The organism is Deltaproteobacteria bacterium (assembly GCA_029858205.1).
GTDB lineage: Bacteria > Desulfobacterota > GWC2-55-46 > GWC2-55-46 > DRQE01 > JAOUFM01.
On record JAOUFM010000012.1, the window covers coordinates 1 to 19,968 of the forward strand.

General features: G+C 48.9%; 21 protein-coding genes. 4 read left to right on the forward strand and 17 right to left on the reverse strand.

The features are described 5' to 3' along the window. From OEV59_08675 to OEV59_08735, 13 genes are all read right to left on the reverse strand, one after another. A partial coding sequence (locus OEV59_08675) for a hypothetical protein (GenBank protein ID MDH4227800.1) occupies positions 1–651 on the reverse strand: 651 nt, incomplete at its 3' end. Positions 652–692: 41 nt separating this feature from the next. Then, positions 693–1,559, reverse strand: coding sequence for a hypothetical protein (locus OEV59_08680; protein ID MDH4227801.1), 867 nt, complete (start codon positions 1,557–1,559; stop codon positions 693–695). A 223-nt stretch (positions 1,560–1,782) separates the two neighbouring features. After that, positions 1,783–1,911 carry a hypothetical protein gene (locus OEV59_08685; GenBank protein ID MDH4227802.1) on the reverse strand — a complete coding sequence of 43 codons (129 nt, stop codon included), beginning with the start codon at positions 1,909–1,911 and terminating at the stop codon, positions 1,783–1,785. A 140-nt stretch (positions 1,912–2,051) separates the two neighbouring features. Then, the gene (locus tag OEV59_08690; protein ID MDH4227803.1) at positions 2,052–2,873 is read right to left on the reverse strand and encodes a hypothetical protein; all 822 of its coding nucleotides are present in this window, start codon (positions 2,871–2,873) and stop codon (positions 2,052–2,054) included. A 342-nt stretch (positions 2,874–3,215) separates the two neighbouring features. Beyond that, the gene (locus OEV59_08695) at positions 3,216–3,770 is read right to left on the reverse strand and encodes a transposase (GenBank protein MDH4227804.1); all 555 of its coding nucleotides are present in this window, start codon (positions 3,768–3,770) and stop codon (positions 3,216–3,218) included. Positions 3,771–3,951: 181 nt separating this feature from the next. Next, complete coding sequence (locus OEV59_08700) at positions 3,952–4,386, reverse strand: cytochrome c (GenBank protein ID MDH4227805.1); 435 nt, start codon at positions 4,384–4,386, stop codon at positions 3,952–3,954. 162 nt (positions 4,387–4,548) lie between these two features. Then, the gene (locus OEV59_08705; protein MDH4227806.1) at positions 4,549–5,361 is read right to left on the reverse strand and encodes a hypothetical protein; all 813 of its coding nucleotides are present in this window, start codon (positions 5,359–5,361) and stop codon (positions 4,549–4,551) included. A gap of 54 nt (positions 5,362–5,415) precedes the next feature. Then, the gene (locus tag OEV59_08710) at positions 5,416–6,270 is read right to left on the reverse strand and encodes a hypothetical protein (protein MDH4227807.1); all 855 of its coding nucleotides are present in this window, start codon (positions 6,268–6,270) and stop codon (positions 5,416–5,418) included. A 59-nt stretch (positions 6,271–6,329) separates the two neighbouring features. After that, on the reverse strand, positions 6,330–7,271 hold the full coding sequence (locus OEV59_08715) for an ankyrin repeat domain-containing protein (protein ID MDH4227808.1): 942 nt from the start codon (positions 7,269–7,271) through the stop codon (positions 6,330–6,332). A gap of 42 nt (positions 7,272–7,313) precedes the next feature. Further along, a complete protein-coding gene (locus OEV59_08720) occupies positions 7,314–8,132 on the reverse strand; it encodes a DUF4846 domain-containing protein (protein ID MDH4227809.1) in 819 nt (272 codons plus the stop codon). A 35-nt stretch (positions 8,133–8,167) separates the two neighbouring features. Next, on the reverse strand, positions 8,168–8,443 hold the full coding sequence (locus OEV59_08725) for a hypothetical protein (protein MDH4227810.1): 276 nt from the start codon (positions 8,441–8,443) through the stop codon (positions 8,168–8,170). A gap of 42 nt (positions 8,444–8,485) precedes the next feature. Further along, positions 8,486–9,037 (reverse strand): hypothetical protein, encoded by a 552-nt coding sequence (locus tag OEV59_08730; protein ID MDH4227811.1) that lies wholly within the window; start codon positions 9,035–9,037, stop codon positions 8,486–8,488. 313 nt (positions 9,038–9,350) lie between these two features. Next, positions 9,351–10,769, reverse strand: a complete 1,419-nt coding sequence (locus OEV59_08735) for an aldehyde dehydrogenase family protein (protein MDH4227812.1) — start codon at positions 10,767–10,769, stop codon at positions 9,351–9,353. Between the two features lie 767 nt (positions 10,770–11,536). On the opposite strand from OEV59_08735, the gene hflX reads away from it, so the two are divergent. The 3 genes from hflX to OEV59_08750 all read left to right on the forward strand — a co-directional run bounded on the left by hflX (position 11,537) and on the right by OEV59_08750 (position 14,514). Beyond that, entirely contained in the window at positions 11,537–13,282 is a 1,746-nt protein-coding gene (gene hflX / locus OEV59_08740; GenBank protein MDH4227813.1) for a GTPase HflX, read from the forward strand. A 237-nt stretch (positions 13,283–13,519) separates the two neighbouring features. Further along, positions 13,520–13,873, forward strand: a complete 354-nt coding sequence (locus OEV59_08745) for a response regulator (protein MDH4227814.1) — start codon at positions 13,520–13,522, stop codon at positions 13,871–13,873. Between the two features lie 278 nt (positions 13,874–14,151). After that, positions 14,152–14,514 (forward strand): response regulator, encoded by a 363-nt coding sequence (locus OEV59_08750; GenBank protein ID MDH4227815.1) that lies wholly within the window; start codon positions 14,152–14,154, stop codon positions 14,512–14,514. 17 nt (positions 14,515–14,531) lie between these two features. On the opposite strand, the gene OEV59_08755 is transcribed toward OEV59_08750, so the two are convergent. Both OEV59_08755 and dinB read right to left on the reverse strand, forming a co-directional pair. Further along, positions 14,532–14,888, reverse strand: coding sequence for a helix-turn-helix domain-containing protein (locus OEV59_08755; GenBank protein ID MDH4227816.1), 357 nt, complete (start codon positions 14,886–14,888; stop codon positions 14,532–14,534). A gap of 264 nt (positions 14,889–15,152) precedes the next feature. Beyond that, positions 15,153–16,205, reverse strand: a complete 1,053-nt coding sequence (dinB, locus tag OEV59_08760) for a DNA polymerase IV (GenBank protein ID MDH4227817.1) — start codon at positions 16,203–16,205, stop codon at positions 15,153–15,155. 78 nt (positions 16,206–16,283) lie between these two features. On the opposite strand from dinB, the gene OEV59_08765 reads away from it, so the two are divergent. Next, positions 16,284–17,012, forward strand: coding sequence for a 16S rRNA (uracil(1498)-N(3))-methyltransferase (locus OEV59_08765; GenBank protein MDH4227818.1), 729 nt, complete (start codon positions 16,284–16,286; stop codon positions 17,010–17,012). Positions 17,013–17,017: 5 nt separating this feature from the next. On the opposite strand, the gene OEV59_08770 is transcribed toward OEV59_08765, so the two are convergent. Both OEV59_08770 and OEV59_08775 read right to left on the reverse strand, forming a co-directional pair. Next, positions 17,018–17,698: an ankyrin repeat domain-containing protein gene (locus tag OEV59_08770; GenBank protein ID MDH4227819.1), complete on the reverse strand. Its 681-nt coding sequence runs from the start codon at positions 17,696–17,698 to the stop codon at positions 17,018–17,020. Between the two features lie 136 nt (positions 17,699–17,834). Next, positions 17,835–19,898, reverse strand: coding sequence for an ankyrin repeat domain-containing protein (locus OEV59_08775; GenBank protein ID MDH4227820.1), 2,064 nt, complete (start codon positions 19,896–19,898; stop codon positions 17,835–17,837). Between the last annotated feature and the right edge of the window lie 70 nt (positions 19,899–19,968).

Genomic DNA, 19,968 nt, shown 5'->3' on the forward strand with positions numbered 1-19,968 from the left:
GCTGGAAGACTGAAAATATAAAACAACAATCTTCGGCTCCACTATTATTGCAGGAGTATTTATATCTCCGCTAACCGCAAGATAACGGTACTTCATATCTTTCTTTTTTTCAAGCGACACGCTCGACTCGCCGACAACACGCTCGCCAAAGGGATCATACACTCCGGCAAGCCGGTTTTTTTGAAAAACTTTTATATACGTCTCTGCCGTATAGTATTTCTCCGTAAATGTTTCATCAGTATACATCAACACTACATCGGGAGCAGAATCATTTTGAACCATAAAATTCGGCGAATAGATGCCCGACTTTCCCGGTCCCTCGGCGCGCGGAGACGTCCATATCACAATCTGCTCTCCGGTCTCGAAGTCATGCTCAACAAACGCAAGCTCCTCGCCCTTACCTGCCTTTTTCGTGGCTATAAAGTAAAGGTGCCTGCCTTCTGTAAGCGCATACCGTAATACCTTCGTATACCCTGATTTGGCAACATCCAGCCCGGCAACAACGGTAACGGGTTTACCTATGTCTTCTTCAACAGGAATTCCCTCATATGTATTATCTGCATAATAAATAAACTCTTTACCAGCATACGCAAAGGACGGCATGGCCAATATAATTATTACCGCCACTATTTTTATCGCTTGCCTAAGCATTCCACCTCCATCTAAAACGGTTTTTACCGCATGCCCCCGCATTACTCACTTAATGTAAATCCGTGATTATGACTAAACTCCGCAAACTTGCTCCAAAGGAGTTTCATCTTCAGCTCTTTGCTGTTATCGATTTTAACATTCTTGGGCTCTTTGAGCGTTTTCATATTCTTATCATAGTACATGACAAGAAACTCTTCCCCTTCCTTTATAAAATTAAATTTTTCATCCCCGACCTTTGCAGAGATATAATTATTCTTCCAAAGCAGAATATCCCCATACCCATCCTTTGGCTCGAAGTCAACTGCAAAGCCCATGATTATAAAAACTTTCGCAGGCTCTTCGCTACTAGGATGCGAATATTTATATTCTCCGCTACCCGCCGCCGCATCCCCCCATTCTCCTAAATCCATATGAAGAATAATAGGCATCGAGCCATCCGGCTCGGCCCTAATAACATCCAAAGCATATCTGCCTGCATGGTAGGCATGAAAACGAAAATCATATGCTGCCAGCACAACAATCAACGGTTGCTCTTGTTTTTTGGGCTTATATGTTATCAATTGTGACCACATGGTATCCACATGATACTCCTTGTCCAACATATCGGAAAACCTCCGTATTCCCTTATTATCGAATGCCATGGTACCAACAACCGATACCGCTCCATACGGCACTTGCTTCAGACCGAGAAAATATAAATCCTTTGGGCCAAGGAACGCATAGCACATTATCGACGGATTCGATTTTTTCCCAATATCACTACTATTTTCTTTAATCCCTGCCACTTCCGAGAACAGGCCGCACGCATAGGTACCGGACATTCCGTCTTGTAAAAAATCGAAATCATCGCCCCACGCAGCAGCCGGGAGCAACAAACAAAACAAAAATACAAGAATCGCTCTCTTCATCAACACCTCGATTTTTTATCGTTCTATTCTATGCTGCAACTTGTCTTTTTTGCAGTTAGTAGGGTGGGCACAGCCCACCATTATCATCATTCCATACCAATCTTATCCTGCAACCCGGATACATCTTCTTCCCCACACCAATTACGCGGATAAACGCCTTTATCAACGTATCTCAAAAATGTCGAATACACCCACTCGCCGGGCGTTCTCGCCAATCCGTGCTTCACGGGGTTATAATGTATATAATCGCAATGCCGCGCAAAAGCCCTTTTAACCGCTCCTCAAGCTCCGCGCCCTTGCCTGCGGCAACTGCCGGAAGCAGGAATCGTGCCGTAATAAGTAAGTATTTCAAAAATCTCTTTTGTCGCATGCGTCATATGTTTAGTGCCGTTTTTACATTTACCTCAAATCGGCGAGTGTGACCCGCCCTACGAACTAACCAAAAATAGGCGCCATCCCCTTTTCGTCCTGTCCCCTTTTCGTTCTACAATATTAATTTTTACGCTTAATTCTAATTATATTCAAAACTTCGCGTGCCATTTTTATGCCAACCGCATCGGTATCATCTTTTAAAATTCCCTCAAGCAAATTAACAGTATCCTCATCCGGAAATGCTTCTAGGCCGAAAAATGCCCTATCTCTCACATTGGGCGGCGTACTTCTATTTTTAACAGCGTCAAGAAAAAACTTCTTAATCCTATTAAGTTTCTTTTGATCCCGTATTTTTTGCTCAGGTGCCACACTAACATCACCGCCATCTTCCGGGCTCGGCGCTACCACCCAGACCGACAAAATATAAGTCGCATACCCATTTATACTCTGATCTTTCGAGGCGGCAATTTTTAATAACGGTTCGACCGCCACATCTTCCCCCATACGTATTATCCAATATGGCGTAAGATCCCACGGAAAAGCACTCATAATATCCAACATTGCCGGAATAGCTTTTGGATCATCGAAGGACGAAACTAACATTGTAAAATCTTCGTAGTAAAAATCTTTATTTTCCCTCCTTACATCATCATTTAACTTGACAAGCGCATCAAACTCTTTAAGACCCTTTTTCTTTAGTTTCTCAATATCTCTATCTCGAAACCCAACCTCGTCTGCGTATAAATCTATCAGCAGATCTTTTTCTTTTATTGTAAGCGCCGGCTTCTTTTCGAATATCTCGCTAACAATTTTATTACGCTCTTTCCATCCGAGATTTTTAACCTTTTTCAATCTTTCCTCATAACTAATCTTATCAACAGCGCCATTCTGCCCCTGATTTCCATTATTGCCCTCTTCAGCAAAAAGCGCGCGTGTATTCATACAATAAAACACTATCAACCCGCACCCAATAACTAACAAAATTTTATTCATACAATCAACTCTCCAGACTTTTTATTTTTAATCACCAACCCGCCTTACAAGTGCCTCTCCAGTTAGTAGGGTGGGCACAGCCCACCATTATCATCATTCCATACCAATCTTATCCTGCAACCCGGATACATCTTCTTCCCCACACCAATTACGGTGTGCCCCCCTACACGTCCTTGCCACCTTACGAACTACATCCTACGGTTTATTCGAGTCTTTTACTTTATCCAGCACTTTCTTGGCTGCTCCTCGCACGGGATAAGTTAGTAGGGTGGGCACAGCCCACCATTCTCATCATTCCATACCAATCTTATCCTGCAACCCGGATACATCTTCTTCTCCACACCAATTACGCGGATAAACGCCTTTATCAACGTATCTCAAAAATGTCGAATACACCCACTCGCCGGGCGTTCTCGCCAATCCATGCTTCACGGGGTTATAATGTATATAATCGCAATGCCGCGCAAAATCCCTTTCATCCCGGACACAATGTTCCCAAAATCTCCTCTGCCATACGGTTCCTTCCCTGTGCTTCGTTCGCGAAACGCTTTTCTCCGGTCCGTCGGGCAAAGGCGTATCTTTAATCATCTTCGTAAAACCTGCTTTTATAAGACCCCATCTTTTCGAATAATCGACGTCTCCTTCCGGAAGCGTCCAGATACAATGAATATGGTCTGGCAGCAATACCCATGCCTCGATATTGAAAGGCATTGCCGCGCGAACCTTATTAATCACAGCCCTCAAAACCGCCCTGCTTTTTTCGTGACAAAGAATAGGCCTCCGCTTATACGTAACGACCGTAAAAAAATACGTGCTGCCGCTTCTTGCTCTACGGTAATTTGACATTCTCTATATGCTAAGGCGCTTTCTTTCGGTGGGCGCTGCCCACCCTACCCCAAATGGCGGGCAGTGCCCGCCCTACGCGATATATGGCTGTTTAATCCGTAAAGTGGCAAGGCCACCATACGGATTGCGGCGGACTTCGGTTACTGAAGTCCGCCGCAAAGAAACCGTCGCAAAACGCGCGCTATTTGGTTGTTGTTGGTTTGGCCGCCGGTTTAGCTGCCGGCTTGGTCGCAGGCTTTGCCGCCGCGGGTTTGGCTGCTGCCGGTTTTGCCGCAGCATCTTCAGGAGAAAGTTTCTTTAGATAATCGACCAGGGCCTTTGTCTCGTCGTCCTTCAACTTGCCCTTCTGTGCGGGCATGGCCATGGGCATCTTCGGGTACTTCTTGTCCTTCCCAGTGCGGCCCTCGAGTATAACCTTCGTTATGTCCTCGGGCTTACTTGTCTTTACAAATTCGTTTTTGACAAGGGCAGGGGCCATCGTAGTTCCTACACCAGCCTTACCGTGGCACGAAGCGCACATTGCCTGGAACTTCGCCTCGCCCTGGTCCGCTGCAACCGACTCCGACGCAAAAACCGCTATCACTGCCAAAGCACACAACACTCCAAGAATTCTCATATTACCTCCGGCTATTTAAGGGTTGACACGGACTGCCCAGACACTATCATGTCTGATTGTATCATATCGCCACTATGCGTCAACATACGATAACTCGCAGGGGTGTCGCCGCCCGCAATATAACTCTTCAACGGACATCGCCAAACCTGCATGCCTCCACCACTATCGCAATCTCTGCAATATCGCAGCCATCACTTCAGCAGACAAGCCATTGATGCCATGTTGTCCACAAATCCATTTAAAATTTTCATTAGTATCTACTGCATATTTTAATGTGCTCTCATATATTTCCTTGCATCTGCCGCTCACAGAATCGAACTCTTGCTCCAACGCTTTCAACCCGTCAATGTCAAGTCTGGATAAACACCACCATATCGGATAAACAAACGTACTCATAAGCCAACCCGCACCGAAATTTTCGTTCCACTCACTTTTGATATAATAAATAACAAATATTCTTTTAATATAAAAAGGAGCTCTGTCCGGCGCACATGAAATCAACGCGCTAAGCGCAGCAATCCAATGAGAAGCAGCATCTATATCTTCGACAGCAGAGTCCAGATAATCAACTGCATACTCGAGACTTTCCTTAACCTCCAAAGCACTAAACGCTGCAAATAATGAACCCAAAGCGTGTTCATGTTTTCTAATCTTTTCGCCAGCAGCCAGCGAAAGCAACTTCTGTTTTGCAGTATATATTTTAAGATCAAAACCACAAAGTGATATGGCACAATCCAACAACCAAGGGTCGTCAGAGTCAAGCAACTCTATAATAGCATCATCAATTTTAGCGGCTTCATCTTTGCTGGTGCACTTTTTAAAGTCAACAACGCTATCAAGAGGATATCGATCTTTTTTATTTTTCAATATCTCTATTATCTTTTGCTTATAATCCAAAAAAAACCTCCTTTGAACAAAGCTTACTGCTAAAAACATTAGCATTCCGTATTGTTTTACAATTTGCGTGGCAGGCATTGCCCGTCAACATGCCGCCGACATCACAAGCCTTGCATGGACCGGGGTACCATATCACCTCTCAATCATCTTCAAATCATTCACATCATAAAAGCGATAACTGTATTCGTTTCTACTGTCTCTATCGACATATACTATATCTACGGATTTTTCCTTGTCATTCCACGAAAATGCCAATCTACCCATTTTTGATGAGGCTATTACAGGGTCTTTAAACATAATCGATTTTCCCGTTGCTATATTATGCCGTACAAGATAATCGGACACCGTAAAATCAGGCCTTGTCGTTCTCTGACAAAGCAGGAACAAGCCCCCGGCTCCTTTGCCCCATACAAAACCATTTATTATCAAATGTTCGGCAACATCCTTGTACTTGTACGTGTCGAAACTTATTTTCCCTTTGTAATCACCTCCAACTTTTCTCGCTTCTTTAAAATTAAATAAATATAAAACTTCCGGCCCTTCCGTCGGTATTCGCCACTCCGTATATACAAAACCGGAATTATCCGGGCTTATCAAATAGTGCCCTAATCTTATTTGAATCAACTTGACAGAATCCTTACCGACAAACCCTATAAGCAACCCTCTGGCTGCGCCAAAATACGCTTCCACCAAAAAAATATCGTCTTCCACAAAAAATATTTTTTGTATATTCGTAACATATCCTGCTTTAGTTTTTGCGCCAAATTCTTTTCCCGTATTCTTATTCTTCACGCCAACCGTTATATCGCCATGCTCGTCTATCGTGGCCCCGCCCCGGCTGATATTGACTTCAATTGCATATTTTTTATTTTCGATAAAACCACGGTTGTCCTGCGCTTCTTCTGTCTCTCCGTGCGCATGGCTCTGAAAGAAAAATACCGCAAAAAACAAGATGATAACCACAGCCAGCAAATTCGTCCTTTGCATATTATTCCTCCGCCATAAAGGTCCGCGAATGCCCGGCCATATCGACAAGCTCTTTATTGCTAATCGCCTTCTTCTTCGCCGTCCGACTCTTCATCGCCGCCGTCGCCTTCTTCGCCGGAGTCTTCCTCGGAAGAATTATCTTCTTCCACGACAACGCTGCCGCCAAGCGGGATGGCGCCGCCAAATGCCTTGACATGCCAGGCAATGGCCCATACCTCCTCGCTGCCGAGCCTCTCGAACCCTGGCATAGCGCCGTCGATATTGCCATACTTTTTGTAAACCACGCCGCGCCCGTAAAGTATCACGTATGCTACTTCGTCAACACCGTTTTTCAGCATGAAGTCCGTGCCCTTAAGAGGCGGACCCTTGGCCCCGCCCTCGCCTGTCACACCGTGACACGAGGCGCATTCCTTCGCATACAACGCCGCCGTAGACTCCGGGGTAACGGGCTTTTTCTTGGAGATACGTTTCATATAATCGAAGAGCTCCTTATCGACCCGCTCATCTACCATGTCCACGGGCGCGTTCCCCTGGATGTTTTTCGCATCCACGTTAGCGCCGCGAGCCATGAGCACGTAGGCTGCCTCGTGCTTTTCCTTATCCGGATGCCGTACGGCCATATGCAGCGGCGTCATGAGGCTGTTATTTTGCGCATCCACCTTGGCGCCCGCATCCAGGAGAACGCGGACTATGGCGGCATTGCCGGCACTCGCGGCAAGGTGCAGGGCCGTATTGCCGATACCGTCCTTCTCGTCTATATTAACGCCCGAACCGATAAGCCGCCTTGCCTCGGCCAGGTTTCCGTTAAGCGCAGCGCCTCGAAGCGCAGCACCGTTTGTCGAGGATGCAGAAACATCGCCAGCAATGCGCGCTTCGTTATCGATACGCTGCACGGCCGCCCCGGCAGCCTCACCTGGCGCGCCTCCAAGCTGCTTACTCTCCAAACCCGAAAGAAACAGCGCGCAAACAACCGCAACACAAAGCACAAAAACCATTTTCATAGTCATCGCCTCCGTAACCGGATTAAGACCTTCGCGCCACCACTAAAACCTCTTCAGATCGCCCTTCTTGAATGTCCATTCGGGAGTATAAAGAGTTTCCCCGAAAGCTGTATCATACCACGGACTTAGGCGCGCGTCCTCATTGTTTTTCAGCACGTGTATCTCCTGCGCGGGCATGTAGCTTTGCGCGAGCATGAATAGCTTTTTGCCGTTTTTTTTGTTAACCGCAATTGCCACGACTATCACCGCGTGCCCGGGAAAACCGCCCTGTATGAACACGTCCCCTGCGCGAATATCATTTATATCGGTGACAGGCTTAAGCTCCTTTGAAAGGGAAAAACTTCCGGCGTATGTATAGATGCTGTCAAGGTACGCCCTGTAGTTACCTTCGTCAGAGGCAGGAGAAGCGGACTTAGTAAAGGTCACCTTATTGCCGCTTACAACCGGCCTTATGCCTTTGGCCCAGTCCGAGTACTTTACAAGATGCCCTGATGTGTAACGAAAAGCTATGTCGTTTTTCCTGCCCGAAGAATAGAGGTAATCGGCGCGTAGCCGCATCACCGCATCGGCGCACTGCTCAAGGTCGTTTTTGCCGATCTTCAGATCAACGACAGCATAGTGCGCGTCCTGATTTCTTTTCTTTTTTCCGTTATGGAGATATACGGGCGTTCCGTTTTTCTTAAGAGGCAGGCTCGATAAAAACTCGCCAAAACTTCCCTTGTCATGGGCTACAAGCTCGAACCCGTCTGGCACGGGTATCTCGGAGACCTTGGAAGGCCCTGCGGCAAAGACAACGGAGACGCAACACAGGAAAACAAAGGAGGCCACCATCCAAACAACATGTCGAATAAATCTTCCCATGTATACCTCACCAGAAGCGCCAGACATTACAGCGCTTACCTTGCGCCTTTAAGCTTCCTTAACATGGCCTTTGCGAGCCCGTACTCGTGCAACCCGGTAGCCCCGCTGTCAACGCTCTTTTGGAAAAACTCGGCAGCCCCTTCTTTATCGCCTTTCCACAGGCGCTCTTCCCCTGCATAATAATAGGCCTCGCAAAGACGTCCTTTCGTGTCTTCGCTATCCTTGCCTCGGCGCGCCGAGCCGTTTATAAAGTTCTCTACGGAAACCTTGTGCTCGTCGCCACCAACCGGATTTTGTGCGGTATGCGCCATTTTCTTTCCATAAAACCGTTAGTAGAGCCTTTTCTTTCTCAACTAACTCGGCGTTCTTTCAATACTACGCATCTGAAAATTGTGCGCGTCCCAGACATGTTTGAATATTTCTGAATTATACTTTTTCCCAAAATCCCAAATCAGCTTCATCGCATTCTCTACGGATTCCATAACCTTCTCCACATTTTTCTCATTGCTATACTCTTCCCACTCACTCAAAAGAAATGATATCTCTTGTTCAACCTGACTTTCGTGCACCTCTTTCTCTTCATTAAGTAATTCCGTCTTACCGTGCGCCATAGCATTCCGTACTTTAAAAAGCTTGTCTATCACCTGGAAAGGAGGTTTACCATGGTCTACACCAAATTTAAGTTTATCGTCTATCAAACCCAGTTTTTCTCTGTAACCGAGTTTCCGCTCATAACTATCCCAATTCTTAAAAGTAAGAGCGCCTACGTGATTTAAGTATGCTTCAAATGTAAAAGCCGCAAATATAACACACCCTTTAAACTGATGTGCACTACCACGTGGTTCAGCCTTCGCCGTTTCATAAAAGAATTGGGCGCTGCTCCACAACTCTATATAAGTCTTCAACTCTCTCTTTTTTTATTATAACCTTTTTCTCACCCATTCTTACCCCCACAAATCTTTATAGCTTCATTCAAGCAAACAATACCGGCAAAATCACATTCGAGCCGTAAAATTTTGCGCGCGACAAAACAACTTACCTTCAAGTCGGTAAGTTGACCGCAAGTCTAAGCGCACCAAATTCCCTCACCCAACAAACCCGCAAGTTTTGCGTCAGGCGAGGCGCGCGAAATTTTTGACCGCAGGCGTATATGGAATATACGTCGAGGAGCAAAAATCTTCGCGCAACGAAGCATGGCGCAAAAATCGCAGGTTTACTCTACCGCACCAGCACCTTTATCTCCGTCATCTCCTCGATTGCGTAGCGTACTCCTTCTCTGCCAAAGCCGCTGTCCTTTAAGCCACCGTAAGGAAGGTTATCAGCGCGAAAGGTCGGGACATCATTTACTACAACTCCGCCGACATCGAGGGTTTCGAAGGCATAAGAGATTTTACTTTCGTCAGTGGTAAACACCCCTGCCTGAAGCCCGTAATGCGAGTTATTGACCTCATCTACAGCCGCCTTAAAGTCCGTGAACTCGGCAAGTGTTACTACCGGCGCAAATAGTTCGTCAGTGCACACCTTCATCCTGGGCTTTACGTTCGTGACAATCGTTGGCTTCAAAATCGAGCCTTCTGCAATTCCGCCGCAAAGGAGAGTAGCACCTTCCTTAACTGCCTCTTCCACGAGCTTTAGCGTACGCTCAATTGCTGCCCGCTCTATCATGGGCCCGATTTGCGTGGATTCATCAAGCGGGTCCCCGGCCTTTAGCGCATTAACGCCTTTGACGAGCTTGTCTCTAAACTCTGCAAAAATATTCTTATGCACGAATATACGCTGAACGGATATGCAGACCTGGCCTGCGAATGCAAACCCTCCAAGCACAGAGCGCTTTACAGCGAAGTCGATGTCAGCGCCGTCATCTACAATAACTCCGGCATTGCCGCCAAGCTCCAATGTAACCTTCTTTTTGTTGGCGCGTTTTTTTAGCTCCCATCCAACTGCAGCGCTTCCGGTGAATGTAAACTTTTTAACGCGTTCATCCTCTGCAAGGCGGCCTGCGATGTCGTTAGAGCAGCATGCGACCGTGAGCGCGCCCTTTGGCCACCCTGCTTCGAGCATCACGTCCGCAAGCATTAGCGCTGTGATGGGAGTCTTTGGCGAAGGCTTTATAAGGAGCGGGTTGCCTGCTGCCATTGCGGGCGCGACCTTGTGGCTAACAAGGTTCAAGGGAAAATTAAAAGGCGTGATTGCGTAGACGATACCCACGGGAAATCTCTTTATAAGCCCTGTCTTTTTCGGAGCGCCTTCGAGAAGACGCGGCGCGATATGCTCGGGATTGCCGAGCCTAACCGCCTCCTCTATGGCGATTTCAAAGGTAAGTATTGCGCGCTTTACCTCGGTCCTGGCGTCGGTAATGGGCTTGCCTGCTTCCAAGGCTATCATCTTGGCAAAATCCTCGGCCCTGTCCTTTAGCCCAAGCACGACGTTACCGAGTATGGCGGCCTTCTCGGCAGCGCCGCTTTGCTTCAAGGTCTCGAACGCCTCGACACCCTTATTTAGTGCGTAGTTAAAATCCTCCATGGAGGCGTTGTAGGTTGTTGCCACGACCTTGCCGTCGTACGGGCTTTTGACCTCGAATTTGTCGGCGGTGGTCTTCTTCTCGCCGGCGATGATGATTGGGTAATCCTGTGCCATTGCTTCCTCCCGTAGCAAGATATTATTTACGCTACCGTCTTCTATTTACCATATTATCCGTCCATTCAAACAAAGGTTCAACCAAAAAAATACCGGCCACCTGCGCGGCAAAAGACGCTGGATTCCTGCCCAGAAGAAAGCGGGAATGACGAAAATTTTGTCATGCTGAATTTATTTCAGCATCTCTGTTTTTACGGAAACGAGATCCCGAAACAAGTTCGGGATGACAGTAGCGGTGAGATTGCTTCGGTCTGCGCATCATCCCACGCTGCGGCCTCGCAATGACTGGTAAAAAGACACTGGATTCCCGCCCAGAAGAGAGCGGGAATAACGATCTTTTATATGCGGGTGCAGGCGTCACGCCTGCCTCAAAAAACTCCCCTCCTTAGCAAGGAGGGGTCTGGGGGAGGTTTACAAAAGCCACACTTCCTTATTTCTTGCCCGGCATCGTCTACCCCACCCCGCCTCCCCTTGTAAAGGAGAGGAAATAAGGTAAGACGCTGGATTCCCGCCCAGAAGAGAGCGGGAATGACCCCTCATGAGATTGCTTCGTCGGCCTTCGGCCTCCTCGCAATGACACCCCCACTAACCCATCATAAACCGCCAAGCCTGCCCCGAACTTGATTCGGGGTTTTGCGCCAGACGAGGCAGAGGCCGACCCATATTCAAAGCGGCCAGTTGGCCGCAAGGCGAGGCGCGCGAAATTTTTGACCGCAGGCGTATTTGCTCTGATACGTCGAGGATCAAAAATTTTCGCGCAACGAAGCATGGCGGCCAAATCGCCGCTTTGCCACCAGCCCCTTGCCGCCGAAGGCAATTTGATGTTATATTACTACCCACACAAACCACGAAAGCAGAGGACCACGCCCATCCCCCAAATCTTTGGAAATACCTCCGGCCTAAAAGCCAGCGAGCTAAAGAACTTAGAACGCATCTACCGCCGTAAAGTGCCCAGAGAGGCCCTCGTCACGCCAGAGCTTGCCCGCTACATGACCGAGCTTTCAAGGGAGATGAAGCGCCAAATCGGCGTCATCATAAACCGTAAGGGCGCAATCGTCGCTGCCATACTCGGAGACGAAAAGGAAATATTTATTCCCGCGCTCGAGGACTACCGGCTCGGAAGGAGCGCGCTTAGGGGCATCAGGTGCGTGCATACGCACATAAAGGGCGAAGCCCTTACGCAAGACGACTTAACTGACCTTGCTCTTCTAAGGCTCGACGCAATGGCCGCAATCGAGGCCAGAGAAGACGGCCTTCCGGGAACCATATACACAGCGCACCTTGTTCCCTACAGCCCCGAGGCTAAGGCATACGAAGTGGCCGCGCCTGTCCCGTTCCAGCGTTTCCCCTCAGAGACGCCCGAGTACAAGGACTTTAACGCATTCGTTACCTCGCTTGAGGGCGAGATGGGCAGAGCGCTTGTGCGAAATGTTGCCGACAAAAGAGAACGCGCCGTGCTTGTAAGCGTTTCCATGAAACCGGTTTACGAGCAGGAGGAGTCGCTTAAAGAACTCAAGAGCCTTGCCGAAACTAACGACGTCCTTGTGCTTGATTCCGTGTGCCAGAGGATCAAACAAATAGACCCGAGGTACATGATGGGCTCCGGGAAGATCAAGGAGCTTATCATTACGTCTTTGCAGCGCGAGGCAACACTTCTCATCTTCGACCAGGAGCTCTCGCCGGCGCAAATAAGGGAAATCGGCGACATAACGGAGCTTAAGGTAATCGACAGAACGCAGCTAATCCTCGACATATTCGCAAGGAGAGCGCACTCAAGGGACGGCAAGGTGCAGGTCGAGCTTGCGCAGTTAAGGTACAGGCTTCCAAAGCTCACCGGCAAGGGCGTTATGATGTCGAGGCTCATGGGCGGAATCGGCGGAAGAGGCCCAGGAGAGACAAAGCTCGAGGTTGACAGAAGAAGAGTGCAGGACAGGATAACGCATCTTGAGAAAGAGCTTAAAACACTAAGCCTCGGCCGCCTTCAGAGACGGCAGAGAAGAGGCGAGAGCGGCGTGCCCATTATCTCAATTGTCGGGTACACGAACGCCGGAAAGTCAACGCTCTTAAACGCGCTTACGCGTAGCACCACCCTTACCGAAAATAAACTCTTCGCAACCCTCGACACCGCAAGCCGGAGGCTAAGATTTCCAAAGGAACGCGACGCTGTCATCACCGACACAGTCGGGTTCATAAAGGACATGCCAGAAGAATTAAAGAAAGCCTTCAAGAGCACACTCGAGGAGATGAAGGACGCGAACCTTCTTCTTCACGTGGTGGATTCCGGCGACGAGGATTTTTCAGCGAAGATGGAGACGGTCGAAAAAATCCTTGCCGAGATGGAGCTTGGCGCAATACCAAAGCTCGTTGTGTTCAATAAAGCCGACCTTGTTGACGCCGACTATGCTCTAAACCTTGCAAAGAGGTTCGACGGCGTTGCGATAAGCGCGGCAAACCCTGCCACATTCGCCCCTTTACTCGAACGCGTAAAAGAGAAGCTCTGGCCCGAAGGGTAATAAAAAATCTGGACACCACGCGGCATCATATTTATACATCCATTTAGAATCGCACTAAACAAATACCTCTTGCATTTAAAAACATTCCAGACTAGCAGCCAAAATCAATCTAACATTGCGCGGCATTAATATACATTGACATAAAAACCGCGGAGTGCTATAAAGAAATCAGGAATTAGGAGTTACCTGTCTCGATTCTAAGCCTTGGGGCAAGATGCTACATAAGGGGAGACAGTAGTGAGCACAGCGCGTAAAATACTTATCGCAGACCGGGACAAAGCTCACATCGAGAGCCTGACCCGATACCTTAGAGAAGAAGGGTTTATAATAGACAGCGCAAATACCGCTGCCGAGATGCTTACGCTACTCGGCACAAACGACTACACGCTTGTGCTCTCCGATATCGACCTTCCCGACTCTACCGGCATGGCGCTACTTAGCAAGATATCGAAGCTTCAAAACACAACAAAGAACCTGATATTCATGGGCAATAACCGCAAAACAGACCTGATGGAGTTCTACAGGGCCACTGGCAGACCGGCATTCGCCAAACCCGTGCAGAGTACTGTTCTAAAAAGACTCATTAAGTAGAGCATATCGTAGAACGCACCCGCCAGCGCAAACAGCACGGCAATCGACACATAGCTCGTCTTTAAAAAGCACACTTTTCGCTTAACCAATAGCAGAATCATACCATTCCAATTTCCAATTGCCATGCCAATTGGAATAAGTATAATTCAAACATTGCAACAAATAAAATCAGTATTGACACATCAGTGACACGTTGCTATAATGCAAACAAGACAGCGTTGTCCTAAAAAAATGCACCATCAAAATTCATTCATGCCTGAATGGGATAGGGGTTTTTAATGACACCAATAAAAAAAGTCCTTATAGCGGACAACGACAGCGCGCACACCAAAGAACTCACACTATTTTTTTTAAGAGAGGGCTACGCCGTCGAAACAGCCCGCACGACAAAGGAAATTATCGAGATGATATGCAACACCGAATACCATCTGATACTATGCGACACGACTCTGCCGGACACGTCCGTCACGGCCCTCTCGAGCAAGGTGTCCATGCTTAAAAGCAATTGCAAACACCTCGTATTCATGGGAAACAACAGCGGCGAGGAATTAATGGAGCTCTACAAGGCAACCGGAAACCCGGCGTTTCTCAAGCCGGTACAGAACATAATACTAAAAAAGATACTGGCCGCAAAACAATAAAAACCGCATACAGCTGTCTATAGCAAAGATTTTTCTATGGACAGCATCATATAATAACGCTCCCTGATGTCATCGGGAAGCGTTTCCAGAAGTTCGAGAAAATCCTTCTTTTCCGGGTTTTTCTTTATTACCGGAAGCTGCGGCCCTGATAGAGACGGCTCGTCATCGCCTCCGAAAAACTTCCCCAGTCCAACGCCCAGTGCCTCGCTTACGAGTTCAAGGGACTTCTGGGTGAATCTCCTCTTTCCGTTTTCCAGTTGATTTATATACCCCTGGGAAAGGCCGCTTCTTAGAGCAAGCTCCTCCTGCGTAAACCCGGCAACAATACGAAGCCTTCTGATATTATCGCCGACCATATTCTTCTTACAACCCATTGACAGCTCCTACTACAGTAACGCGCCGGATGCTTTTATTTTATAACACCGGCATACATTATGCAATTGCACAGCGCAATTTTAAATAAAGACGTGCTGATATAGCTATCAGCCGGACATGGACAAAAGCCTCTGAACACCATACAACATACATGTTATCGAAAAATTAGAAACGGGATTAGGATTATGTGGTGCAATAAAAATCACGCTCCATGAAAATTCGAAACTCGCGTGTCCTGAATCTGAAAATCCGCGTTTGACAGCCTACCGTGATTTTTTGAGCGCGGACAGTTTGACGCCAACAAGCCTTAGCCTGGCAGAAAGCTCCACCTTCGTAAGCGCATCGAAGGCAGCGCGAAGAAGCTCATCAAAAGAATCGGTCTCCGCCTCCAGGGAAACGGCCCTTGTGATTGTCTTAAAGTCCGAGAACCTGGCCTTTACCGTGACGGTCTTTGCAAGGTAGCCATCATTCCTTAAGGTTGCCGCAAGGTCTTTTGTGAGTTCGGCAACGGTTTCCTTGATAAAATACTTATCGCGCGTGTCGGACTCAAAGGTTACCTCCCTTGAAAACGAGCTTGGCTCATGGAACGGCACCACGGGGCTCGAATCGATGCCGCGGCAGTGGTCGTAGAGCATGGTGCCAAAGGATTTGCCAAACGTTGCCTCAAGGTACTTGGAGGTAAGCTTTCTAAGGTCGCCTGCGGTATTGATGCCAAGCTTTTTAAGCCGCTCCTCGGTCTTTGCGCCTATGCCAAAGATTTTACGTACAGCAAGCGCGCTAAATACCCCCTCTACTTCCTTTGTGCGTATAACGGTAAAGCCGTCGGGCTTGTTCATGTCGCTTGCCATCTTGGCTACAAGCTTATTCGGGCCGATACCAACGGATATGGTAAGGCCAAGCTCTTTTTTTACCGTGTCCTTTATCTCGCGCGCTGCTGCTATGGATGCCTCGAACGGGTCTGCGCCGGGAACGAGCCTTAGTTCCAGAAAGGCCTCGTCTAGGCCAAAGCTCTCGACAAGCTCGCCGTGACCACGAAGTATTTCCATAAACCGCTCGGATTCCTTTTCATACGCCTCGAAGTCGACGGGCAAAAACGTTGCCGCCGGGCAAAGCTGCTTTGCCTTCTTTAGCGGCATACCGGAGGATACGCCAAACTTCCTGGCTTCATAAGAAGCTGCCGATACAACCCCTCTTTTCGAAGAATCCCCGCTGCCGCCGACAATAACGGGCCTGCCCTTAAGCTCAGGGCGTTTTTTAAGTTCCACGGAAGCAAAGAACGCGTCCATGTCCATGTGTATTACAGCTCTCTTTTCCACCCATCGATTGTAACGGCTATTGGCAGCAGCGGTCAAGACAATTGACAATAAGATAGGGCTTACCCTACAATCTAAGGCATGAAGAACGGAGAGCTTACCGTAGGGAGCAAGGTTACCGTGGGCATGGAGATAGAGGCCCGCGGCGCGCTTTTTAGCGAGCTTGCCAAGTGGCTTCCAAGAGGCGGCGAGGCCGTTACCGTATCGGATAACGACGGTCGCCTCTTTCGGGTAAGGATAACATCGCTTAAGGAAGACGCTGCCGTGCTTACCGTGTTCGAGGACACGGGGTTTGTGCGCCGCCCTGGCAACATCACCCTTCTCCAGGCGCTTCCCGAGAAAGAACGCATGGAACTTATCATACAGAAGACAACGGAGCTTGGCGTGGACACTATCGTGCCGCTAAAATCAACGCGCTCCATAACGCTTGACGAACGGAATTCCAAACAGAAGAAATCGCACAAATGGGAAGCTATCGCGCTAAAGGCAGCAAAGCAATCGAGAAGGGCCTCGATACCTGTGATTGCGCCGTATGTCTCATTCGAGGACGCACTAAAGGCCGCGCCTTCCGTGGCACTAAAGCTCATGCTAAAGGAAGGCCACGGGTTCAAGCACATAAAGGAAGCGCTTTCTACGGATAAAAGACAAGACATCTGCGTGCTCGTTGGACCGGAAGGCGGTTTTACAGACGAAGAGCAAAAAAAAGCCGAGGCCTCGGGGTTTACGCCCGTAACGCTTGGCTCAAATGTTCTAAGGACGGAAACAGCTGCGATTGCGGCAGTTACGGCGGCAAGTTTCAAAATAAAGTAGCCAACTCAATTTTTCATATACTTCTTCAAAAGCTCGACCACTTCCACGTGATTTCTTCTACGCGCCTCCTCCAATACGGTGTGCCCCTCCCGCATCTTTATATTTACGTCAGCCCCCTTGGAAAGCAACAGAGCAACCATCTTGACATGTCCTCCGACAACTGCCGCATGCAATGGCGTAAACTTTTCTTTATCAAGCAAATTTACATCAGCCCCCTTTGAAAGCAACAATTCGGCCAGTTCATTATTGCCGCCAAAAGCCGCCAAGTGCAGCGGCGTAGCGCCGTCATTATCTACCGCATCCACTTGGACTCCTTTGGAAAACAGCATTTTGGCCACTTCCACGACATTGCCGCCCGGAAAAAACTGCAGAAACATTTCGGCATTATCGGCCTTATAAGCCGCGGAATGCAGTGGGGTATAGCCTCTATTGTCACGCGCATTCATATCTGCGCCTTTGGAAAGCAGTAAGGAAACCAGATCCTTGTCGCCACGAAAAGCTGCTCCATGCAACGCGGTAGCGCCGTCTTCGTCCCTCTCGTTAATATCCGTGCCCGAATTCAAAAGTTTACTCACCCTGGCCTTATCGCCATTCCTTGCAGCCTCCTGAATTTCACCGGCACAGGCTAATTGCACTAAACAAATAAACATCACTCCTGACATCAATGCTAACCAAAGCCCTTTCATGACATCCTCCCAAGTTTGCAGTTGTCTCCCTTTAACCGCAACTCAACACATCGACAAACGCCTCGGTTATCAGTATCTACAACGAGCGATCGAGCAGTTACAGTCACAACATTATTCGAACATTAAACGCCCCCTGCTACTTGCTCTTTTGAAGGAGCGCTGCGGCTTCTTTATGGCCTCCGCTTAAAGCCAGGTCCAGAGGCCTTTTTCCTGCCTTATTCTTCAACTTGGCATTTGCTCCGTACTTTAGAAGAACCTTTACAACTGCCGCATTCCCGGATGCGGCAGCCAGATGAAGCGGCGTATTTAAGCTTGCGTCCTTTGCGTCCATATCAGGCTCGTATTCAAGAAGCAGGGCGACTACAGCCTCCTTGCCCGATACTACCGCCAGATGTAGCGGGGTCTGCCCGTTTACGTCCTTTATATCCATCGAAACGTCGCCCTGCATGAGCGCTTTTATTATATCCTGATTGCCCTTTTTCGATGCCACGTGCAGCGGCGTCAGGCCTTTGTTATCAACTGCGTTCACATCCGCGCCCCTATGTATCAGCGTTTGCACCGTATCTTTGTATTTATTCCACAGCGCGGCGTTATGCAGCGTGGTAGAGCCGTTATTATTTTTCGAATCGACGTCAGCGCCATTGGCTATCAGCAAATCAATTACGGAAAAAAACGTGCTCTTATGTAGCGGTGTTTCCCCGGTATTATCCCTGGCATCTACGGCCGCGCCCTTTTTCAAAAGAAACTCGGCCATCTCCGCCCTTGTCCCGGCTGCGACAAGGTGCAGCGGCGCCCATCCGAGCCTGTCCTTTGCGTTGACGTTTGCGCCACCAGAGAGAAGCAACGCAGCGATGTCGGTAGCGCCGCCCATCGCAGCGCGGTGCAGCGGCGTAAACCCTTCGTTATCCTTTGCACTGACATCTGCACCTCCTGCAAGAATGGCGGAAATAAGGTCCTTGTCCCTTTTCTGCACAGCGCGGTGCAGCGGCGTAAACCCTTCCCGGTCCCTTTTGTTCAAGCTCGAGCTTTTTACGGCAACAAGCGCTATCGTATCTTTTTTCCCGTAATCCAGGGCTACCTGCGCCGGCGTGACTCCATCCTTGTCAGCGGCATCGGCCGAGGCCCCTTTTTCCATAAGAAACTTCGCCATCTCGCTTTTTCCTGCCTTAGCAGCATAGTGAAGCGGCGTTTCTCCCTTGAGATTTCGCGCCTTGATATCCGCTCCCTTGTCCACAAGGAACCTGGCCGACTCAACATACGCCGACCCTGCCACGACATGGAGCGGGGTCTCACCGGCCTTGTTTTTGGCGTTTACATCCAGACCGTTGGACAAAAAGAGAGCGAACTTCTCCGGCATCAAGAACCTGTGCATAAGAGTATTGCCGTTTTTATCTTTTATATGGGCGCCACTGGCAATAAGGGCTGTGAGTACGGCATCTGTATCGGGTGACACGGCATTTGAGGCAGCTTTCCATAACGGTGTTTCGCCAAAATTATTCTTGACGTTCACATCCGCGCCCTTTGAGACGAGGAACTTTACCGCTTCGGGCGACCATGCGTCGAAAAGCGGCGTCATGCCGTCTTTATCTCTGACGTTCATATTCGCTCCTGCGGCCGCGAGAGCCTTCATAACCTCCACCGAATTTTTAGCCCTTGCCGCATAGTGAAGCGGGGTTTTGCCGATATCGTCGACAACGTCGGCCTTTGCATTTGCATCAAGCAGCGCCTGCACCATCGCGGCATTATTCTCGCTTGCTGCCCGAAAAAGCGGAGTGGCCCCGCCGACACTCGCTGCATTGGCATCTGCGCCGCTTTTAAGTAAAAACTTCACCACCTCGACATTCCCCTTCGAAACCGCCCCGTACAAAGGCGTAGCAGCCACGCTGCGCGGCGCCCCCCCATATACCGGAGATTTACCGGGCGGCATGCCATGCGACGGCCCCGGCCCTAACCACGGACCGCTTTCAAAACCGGGATAACGCGGCCCTGGGCCTCTCCTAGACTCGAAATTTGAAGGACTCATCGAAAGGTTGACATTGGCGCCGTTCTCGACAAGCAGTTTTATGATAGCGAGGTTCTCCTTGGATATCGCCAGGTACAGCGGCGTGAACCCGCCGGCATCGAATCCATTGACATTTGCGCCGCCCTTGATAAGCCTGCTGACCTCGGCCTTATCCTCGTTACCGACTGCGCGATGCAACTCAAAGGGGCCGACGGCGCGAACAAGCGCCGGAATAGCGGCTAAAATAAAAACTATGGCAATAACTAAT